This window comes from Burkholderia sp. HI2761 (assembly GCF_002223355.1).
Classification (GTDB): Bacteria; Pseudomonadota; Gammaproteobacteria; order Burkholderiales; family Burkholderiaceae; genus Burkholderia.
Genome location: NZ_NKFN01000014.1, coordinates 1 through 3,698 on the forward strand (window position 1 = coordinate 1; position 3,698 = coordinate 3,698).

Here is a 3,698-nt window from a genome sequence, read left to right on the forward strand (position 1 = left end):
CACTCTGCGCTGCAGTGGATGACGCCGGCGGAATTCGCCCGCGAGTGCACCGATCGGGCCGATCCGGCCCACCCCGAAGAGCCGGAATTTTCCAACTAAGACCGGGACGGAAATTGGGCCAGCCTCACATCGCACCAGCGAAACAATAAAATTCCCGGCGGCTTGGTTAGCGGTTGAGCTCGATGCCCCTAGCGACATAATCGAAAGACTTGATTCCGATCTGATTCCGCTCGCCACCGCGAAGACCACAGCTAAGCATCTTCGAATGGCCCGGCCTTCACAAACGCGCCACCCTGGAAGCGGTGTGCGGGGTCGTCAGATGGCACTACAATCGACTTCGCTTCCACAGTCGCTCGCCACGGCTCGGTAGATTGCACGGGGCGATAACCAAGTTGGGCGGCCAGTGTATTATCCCACCATGCATCGCGGTTTTCGGATATCCCATAGATGATCGTACAGCCAACGTTTGGGACGAACATTGCGCGGCACACGAGTTGCTCTAAATCGTCGTAACCAAGCCATGTCGACAGCATGCGATTGTCGGTCGGCTCTGGAAATGACGAGCCGATACGAATGCATACGCTTTCAATGCCGTAACGATCATAATAAAACTGTGCGACATTTTCGCCGAACGCCTTGCTTAGCCCGTAATATCCATCCGGTCGCACCGGTGCGACCGTATTGATGCGCTCGCCCTGCCTGTAAAAGCCGGTTACGTGATTCGAGCTCGCGAATACGACGCGCCGGACGCCATTGCGGCGCGCAGCCTCATAGATGTGGTAGGTGCCGACAAAGTTTGTAGGCAATACTTCCTCAAATGGACGTTCGATCGAGACTCCGCCGAAATGCAGGATAGCGTCGGTGTTGCGTACGAGCGCATTGACGGCCGATGCATCCGACAGTTCGCAGCGTATGCATTCCTCTCCGGCCGATGCATCGCCCAGTGGTTCGATATCCGACAACCGGACGATGTCCGCATATCGGTGAAGCCGGCGGCGAAGCACACGGCCGAGATTGCCGGCAGCACCGGTTAGCAAGACGCGACGGCATCGGGTGACGACTCCATCGAGTGGATCCCTTGTGACGGCATCCATCGAAGTGACGATGTTCGGAATTAATGTGTGGGCCATAGTCGAATAATTGATGCAGGAGATAGTTCAGTGCACAAGCTCTATATCAGAGCGTCTGCAGGCTTACTGCCCGAGGCCGGAAGATGTCGTCGCTTGAGGAACATGCCATTTCGTCGGCTGTTGCATTATTAGTAAAACAAAAGGACAATTTCCACGCAAACGCTGAGTTGTGGTACTCGGCGCGGACGGAGGTGGCCTAAAAGCGGTGGATCAAGCCCGCACCCAGACCAATCTGGCTGTGCGCCGAAGACGGCGCGCCGTTGAATCCGTCACCGATTGATGCCGTCGCTGAGATGACCTTTCCGCCTGCCAACGTCTGGCCGTTGGCGCGCTGATAGGCTTCAACAGCGTAGACCCCGGTTCGTTTCGACAGGCTGTAGTACTGAGACAGCGTTATTTGGTGGTACTGCGTGGCATTCTGAACCCCATTAGATTTCGTTGCACGCGTATAGCTGTATCCGCCCGCAAGATCCCACTGTGGCGCTGGTTTGAAGTGAAGTACTGCGCCCGCCGTGTTGAAAATCGCAGTGTTGTGGAACAGCGAGCCGCCACCAGGAACGTATTGCACGTTCGAATAGGATGCCGAGACGTCCCAGTCTTGCGTGAACCGGTATCCCGTCGTCACTGCAATACGCTGTTGCGCTTGAGCATCGGAGTAGCCGTTGTTGACAGCCGAAATGCCAGGTTGCGCTCCACCATTTGATGCCGTCGAGTTCGCACCCCATAGACCGCCGCCAGACGTCGAGTTGTTGATTCGCTGGAACGCGGCTGCGATGCCGAACTGACCATTAATGTACTGAAGCTCCGCGCTCCACGTCGATCCAGCATTTACGCTACCAGGCACTCCCCCGAGAGCATATGACGCACCGAACGTGAGCCCGTAAAGTCGCGGCGATACATAAACTAGCGAGTTATTTGCACGGTAGCCGGTGTCGAGCGAATCGATGTCGCCCGGATGTGCACCAAAATAGCCGGTTAACCAAGGGGTCGGGCTATAGGGGGAGAGCAAGGTGTAGTAAGCGGTGTATTGCCGACCGGCTGTCAGCGTGCCGAATGTGAGGTCGGTCAAGCCGACCCACGCCTGACGTGTGAAAATTCCGCCGGAGAATGTTGACATGTCGTTCTCAGTATTGACGCCCGCTTCGAGCTGGAAAATGGCCTGCGTGCCACCTCCCAGATCCTCGATACCTTTTAGACCGAAACGGCTTCCGGCCCATGCTCCGATCATCATTTTTACGTCTGAGTGAGCAGGCGAGGTCGCACCGACATTCGTTGCGTTGTTCTGGTAAACGATACCATTGTCGACTACACCAAATAGGGTCACGCTGCTTTGAGCATCAGCCCCGCATGGCACAGTCAGGCCTGACAATGAAACAAATGCCGTTCTGATTTTCATGATTATTTAGTGATCCAAATAAAATGCTTAGCATGCCTAAAATGGATGAATATTCCAATAGACGTATAGTCACGGTTTGCGGTACCGCTCTCAATTCTTTGATATACCTTTTCTTCAACTGCGCTGTCGATTCTATACTTTTGATTTATCAATCAAAGTGGACTCCGGAGTCGAGACTGCCGGCTTAACGATGGTCCAGAGAATCGCGGCGCCAATTAGGTCACCCAGACCCAGAATGATGAAGAACGGGGTGTAGCCTATTCTCTCTACCAACAAGCCCATCGTCAGCGTGAAGAGGAACGTCCCGATTCCGGCAATAAACCCTGCGAGACCCGTTGTCGTAGCGACATGATTTCGTGGGAAAAGATCTGCCGACATTGAAATGATGGTGATAGATAACGTTTGATGCGCGAAAGCGCCCAGGCACAAAAGGAACACTGCCGTGCTCGCGCTTTTTACGATCCCGACGGCCGCCATGCTCGTCATAAGAAGCGCAGCCAGAGAAAATACGAGACGTTTCCCGTTGATGATCGGCATGTTGCACCGCCGCTTTAGCCAAGCCGAGAACGGTCCTCCGACCATACAGCCAATATCTGCAGCGACGAACGGCATCCATGCGGTCAGCGCGATCGCTTTCAGGTCGAAGCCCCGAGCCTGAGAGAGATACAACGGCATCCAGAATACGAGCGTTCCCCATACCGGATCGGCGAAGAAGCGTGGCAGCGCGATTCCCCAGAAATTTCGAGTGAGAAGGATTGCGAGTACCGAAGGGCGATCCTGCTTCTGGCGGTGTTCCGGCTCGCCCGATACGCCGATGTAGGCGCTTTCTTCCGGCGTGAGGGCCCAGTGCCTGTTTGGATGCTGATAGAACGCAAGCCACGCCGCGACCCAGAGGACTCCCAGCCCGCCAACGATCATGAAGGCAGTTTGCCAGCCATAGTGGAGGATGGACCACGCCACTAGCGGAGGGGCAAGGATAGTTCCGGTCGATGAACCGAGGTTGAAGATGCCGGCCGCGGTGGCGCGTTCATGTTGTGGAAACCAAGGCGGATTCAACCGGTCGTCGCAACACCTTAATCCAGGAGGTGTTTCATGGGTCGTCCATCGAAGTGGATACAACAGTTGACGAGGCGAGGAGCGATGCGCTCGCCAGGTGCACCATCGCTTCGGCA

At 55.5% G+C, this 3,698-nt stretch carries 3 protein-coding genes; all 3 read right to left on the reverse strand.

All coding sequences use genetic code 11. The features are described 5' to 3' along the window. Positions 1–251: 251 nt before the first annotated feature. Positions 252–1,094 carry an NAD-dependent epimerase/dehydratase family protein gene (locus CFB46_RS34845; RefSeq protein WP_089502504.1) on the reverse strand — a complete coding sequence of 281 codons (843 nt, stop codon included), beginning with the start codon at positions 1,092–1,094 and terminating at the stop codon, positions 252–254. Positions 1,095–1,326: 232 nt separating this feature from the next. Beyond that, positions 1,327–2,526: a porin gene (locus CFB46_RS34850; RefSeq protein WP_089502502.1), complete on the reverse strand. Its 1,200-nt coding sequence runs from the start codon at positions 2,524–2,526 to the stop codon at positions 1,327–1,329. 132 nt (positions 2,527–2,658) lie between these two features. Continuing rightward, positions 2,659–3,698 (reverse strand): MFS transporter (locus CFB46_RS34855; RefSeq protein ID WP_143751695.1); only part of this gene is annotated, 1,040 nt, incomplete at its 5' end.